The sequence below is a fragment of the Methanocalculus natronophilus genome, assembly GCF_038751955.1.
GTDB lineage: Archaea > Halobacteriota > Methanomicrobia > Methanomicrobiales > Methanocorpusculaceae > Methanocalculus > Methanocalculus natronophilus.
On record NZ_JBCEXH010000034.1, the window covers coordinates 505 to 835 of the forward strand.

Sequence of the window (331 nt, forward strand, 5' to 3'; positions counted from 1 at the left end):
ATTTTCAACATTAATCATCGGAGTAATCATAGAAGAAATAGGGTTATTGCTTGGTAACTTTGCATTATTTGGAGATACATTACCACAAAACTTAATAACCTTAGCTAACACATTAAAAAGCTTTATGGGAATAGGAATAGGGATAGGTGTTGCTTGGTCTTTAGGATTAAATGGATTGAGTTTAATAGCTGGTGGTATTGCTGGTGGAATTGGAACATCAGTATTTAGCGATCCTGTGGTCGCATACTTAACAACCATCGCAGCGATTGATGGGGTTCGCTTTATTTTAAGGAAAAAAACACCTTTAGATATTATATTGATTCCTTTAATA

The 331-nt window shown here is 34.1% G+C and carries 1 protein-coding gene; it reads left to right on the forward strand.

What is annotated here, in order from left to right; all coding sequences use genetic code 11:
- On the forward strand, nt 1-331 hold a 331-nt coding region (locus ABCO64_RS10215; RefSeq protein ID WP_343089382.1), incomplete at both ends, for a PTS sugar transporter subunit IIC.